Raw genomic sequence first — 3,211 nt, forward strand, 5'->3', positions numbered from 1 at the left:
GTATTTGTGGTATTGCAGGTGTTATGGCGAATGGGATTGGTGTCGGTGGATTGCCGGGTATCTTATCCATTCAGCCGCAGTATTGGGGCGTCTATGCACTGGCGATGCTTGCTGCGATAGTTGTACCTATTGCTTTAACACTTATACTTTATAATCGCGCAGAGAAAAAAGGTGATATTGAGCAAGCTGAGATAATTGATGATGAGTTACAACTTGCAACTAATTAATTGGCTAGTGATCAATAGTTAATATACCAAACCACGTGAAGAACTACACCAAACCATTTCAAGATGCTGATTCCTGCATCTTGATCTGGTTTGAGTATAAATTTATAAATCAGTGGGTAAGGGTATGTAATGTAAAATTTATATTTTACGTGCAATTATTTTAGGAGAAAAAAATGTTATCTGTTGTTGCTGATGTTGGCGGTACAAATATTCGACTTGCTGTTTGTGATCTTGAAACAGGGGCGTTGAGTAAATTAAGAGAATTTGCTTGTGCAGAATTCGTAGCACTGGATGCTGCACTTGCTCAATACTTTTTAACATTACAGGATGAAGTTAAACATCTTTGTGTGGGTATTGCTTGTCCAGTTGAAGATGATCATGTTGTGATGACAAATTTAAGTTGGGAGTTTTCTAAGAAAACACTTAAAGAGAAATTAAAATTAGAATCTTTATATGTGATTAATGACTATACTGCCATTTCATTAGCAGTACCATTTGCTTCTCAAGAAGAAAAAATACAAATTGGCGGAGGAGAAGCTCAAGTTGATGGTGTAACAGCAGTATTTGGTCCGGGAACGGGGCTCGGTGTTTCACACATTGTGAAATCAATGGATAAATGGATAAGTTTAGATGGTGAAGGTGGGCATGTAAGCTTTACTCCTAATACACGTGAACAAGCTGATATTTTATTCTTATTACAAGAGCAGTTGGGTCACGTTTCAGCAGAGCGTATTTTGTCCGGGCAAGGTTTAGTTAATTTATACCAATCTCTTTGCACTTTATCGCAGCAGCACGCTAAATTTGAGCAACCTAAAGATGTATGTAAAGCTGCATTAGACGGTAGTTGTGATATCGCGCGCAGAAGTCTGGAAGTTTTCTGTCAAGTTATGGGTGGTTTTGCGGGTAACCTTGCATTGAATCTTGCTTGTACTGGTGGTGTATATATCGCAGGTGGTATTGTGCCGCGCTTTGTTGATTTCTTCCAATCTAGTGAGTTCAGAAGTTTCTTTGAAGAAAAAGGACGCTTTAAAGGTTACCTTTCAACCATTCCAACTTTTTTAATAACGCATGATAATCCTGGCTTATTGGGTGCAACTGTTTATCTTCGTCAAGAGTTAGAGTCTATAAAATAATGGTACAGTCCCACTCGCAAAGCTGGTTAAATATGGATTGCGGGTGAATTTAGCGATAGAAAAAGATCTTCTGGAAATCACCCCGAATTACGAGCCGAGAAAATCAACTGCTTTATGAAAATCGCACCTGATGAAGGCCGAGTTTTGTTGTAATAAAATTGCTAATGCAGATAATGTTTGGCGAGCAATATTAATAAAAGTCTTGATCATGTAAAGTGATTAGCTTTTTCATATCTGTACTATTAAATAGCGCAAGAAAAACAAATTAAATATGCCTCTTTACAGCGATAATAAACAAATACATTTCAGGCCGAATAAACTTATGACAAAAAAACTTACTATTCTTGATATTGCAAAGTTAGCAGGGGTTGGGAAATCAACGGTTTCCCGTGTATTAACTAATCATCCTAAAGTAAAGGCGAGTACCAGAGAAAAAGTTGAACGACTTATTCAAGAGTCCGGTTTTGTGCCATCTAAGTCGGCTCAGGCTATGGGAGGCGGAAGTAGTAAAGTCGTTGGCATTATTGTATCTCGTCTTGATTCGTCATCTGAAAATAAAGTCGTGAGTGGTATTTTAGATGTTATGTATGCGGCAGGTTATGATGCCATGATTATGGAGGGGCAATTTAGTGCAGCTAAAACAGATGAGCATTTAGCCGTTTTACAGAAAAGAGGTGTCGATGGCGTTATTTTATTTGGTTTTACAGGCTACGATTTAACTAACGTTGAAAAATTAGCGCATAAAGCGGTCGTTATTGCTGTGGATAGCGATCATGTTTCCTCTGTTGGTTATGATAATAAGGGCATTATTAAGCAGGCGATCTCCTCTGTTAAAAGCCAGGGAAAGCAGAATATTAGTTTTATTGGTGTCGATATTAAGGATAAAACGACGGGCTTAATGCGTCTTAATGCTTATTTGGATTATTGTAAATCAGAAAATATTGAACCGCATTTTCAAACCGGGCAACTCAGTCATAAAAGCGCCTATGAATTGACTGATTTGGTCGTCACGCCCCAAACCGAAGCGATTGTGTGTGCCAGTGATACATTAGCTATGGGCGTTGCCAAGCGTCTACAGGAACTTAATCGCAGTGACATACTGGTTTCCGGTGTTGGCGAAACCGAGTTGTTGGCGTTTATTTTCCCGAATACATTCAGTATCGATCCCGGTTATTACTTAGCCGGCAAGGCCTCTGCAAACTTGCTTATCAAACAGTTAGAAGGAACGCGTGAAGTGCTACATGTCACGCAAAAAATACCTACAAATCAATGAATTATTAACAACCCCGTGCAAAAAGCACATTTTACCCTAACCTTTTCTAACAATACTCGCATTTTTATTTTGTGATTCCCCCCTCAAAATGGGAGTGCTCCCATTTTTATAATGCGCAGTTTGGGCTATGCTTAACTCTCAATGGGAACGGTTCCATTACATTATGTTAATTCTCACAACGAAAGGGATAATGAAATGAGTAAAATTGATCAGAAACAAGTTGAACGATTAGTCGAACTTATCGGGGGGAAGGGCAATATAGCCAGTGTTAGCCATTGTTTAACACGTTTGCGTTTTGCCTTAGCTGATCCTGAATTGGCCAACGTGAAAGAGATTGAAAAGATTGCAATGGTAAAAGGGGCATTTACCACTGCAGGGCAGTTTCAGATCGTGATTGGCACTGAAGTTGATGAAGTATATAAAATATTAACCAAGATAACCGGTGGTGGGGACGATAAAGAAGCGACCAAAGCAGCGGCACGGCAGAATATGAATCTGCTTGAGCGCGGTATTTCACATATGGCTGAAATTTTTGTGCCGCTTCTCCCGGCTATTATTACCGGTGGTTTGATTCTCGG

The 3,211-nt window shown here is 39.3% G+C and carries 3 protein-coding genes and 1 pseudogene; all 4 read left to right on the forward strand.

Annotated elements, in window-relative coordinates; all coding sequences use genetic code 11:
• A pseudogene (locus ACJAT7_RS18715) lies at positions 1 to 227 on the forward strand (PTS trehalose transporter subunit IIBC); the annotation flags it as partial.
• A gap of 173 nt (positions 228 to 400) precedes the next feature.
• A complete protein-coding gene (locus tag ACJAT7_RS18720; protein ID WP_415228299.1) occupies positions 401 to 1,360 on the forward strand; it encodes a glucokinase in 960 nt (319 codons plus the stop codon).
• A gap of 322 nt (positions 1,361 to 1,682) precedes the next feature.
• The gene (gene treR / locus ACJAT7_RS18725) at positions 1,683 to 2,633 is read left to right on the forward strand and encodes a trehalose operon repressor TreR (RefSeq protein WP_415228300.1); all 951 of its coding nucleotides are present in this window, start codon (positions 1,683 to 1,685) and stop codon (positions 2,631 to 2,633) included.
• Between the two features lie 195 nt (positions 2,634 to 2,828).
• Positions 2,829 to 3,211 (forward strand): glucose PTS transporter subunit EIIB (locus ACJAT7_RS18730; protein WP_415228301.1); only part of this gene is annotated, 383 nt, incomplete at its 3' end.

The organism is Psychromonas sp. (genome assembly GCF_047632995.1).
Lineage (GTDB): Bacteria > Pseudomonadota > Gammaproteobacteria > Enterobacterales > Psychromonadaceae > Psychromonas.

What these genes read in the sequence shown, in the direction of transcription:
- ACJAT7_RS18720 (WP_415228299.1), top strand. Translation starts at nt 401, where the DNA reads ATGTTATCTGTTGTTGCTGATGTTGGCGGTACAAATATTCGACTTGCT.
- treR (WP_415228300.1), top strand. Translation starts at nt 1,683, where the DNA reads ATGACAAAAAAACTTACTATTCTTGATATTGCAAAGTTAGCAGGGGTT.